Source organism: Paraburkholderia sp. SIMBA_053, from assembly GCF_046534895.1.
Lineage (GTDB): Bacteria > Pseudomonadota > Gammaproteobacteria > Burkholderiales > Burkholderiaceae > Paraburkholderia > Paraburkholderia caledonica.
The window spans coordinates 1-483 of sequence record NZ_JAWRXU010000090.1 but is presented as its reverse complement, the minus strand read 5'-3'; the positions used below and the strand labels follow the sequence as shown (position 1 = coordinate 483).

General features: G+C 46.8%; 1 protein-coding gene. It reads right to left on the bottom strand.

Going from position 1 to position 483, the window contains the following annotated elements:
• Positions 1 to 483: zinc-binding dehydrogenase (locus SB753_RS34695; RefSeq protein WP_410804558.1), on the bottom strand; the 483-nt coding region annotated here is incomplete at both ends.

Sequence of the window (483 nt, the reverse complement as noted above, 5' to 3'; positions counted from 1 at the left end):
ATTTCATCCGCGCGTATTATCTCAATATCGGAGGCAATATTGTGCTGAGCACAAAAATCCAGCATTTCCTGCGTTTCTGGAATACCACCTATCATTGAACCCGCCAGGTTACGGCGTTTACCTACCAAATTAAAAACCTGTGGTGAAGGATGTGCTGTAGCTGGTACGCCAACTAATGCCATCGTGCCATCCCGTTTGAGTAACGCCATAAAAGCATCCAGATCATGCGATACCGCAACAGTATTGAGAATAAAATCAAAACTCTTGCGATATACCATCATTTCATCTGCATTGCGTGACACGACTACTTCATCAGCACCCAGTACTTTTGCCGCTTCACGCTTGGATTCGGAGGTAGTAAACGCCACAACAGTTGCGCCCATCGCATGTGCAAGCTTAATACCCATATGGCCTAATCCGCCTATACCCACTATGCCCACCTTTTTGCCCGGCCCTACTTTCCAGTGTCGTAGTGGTGAATAG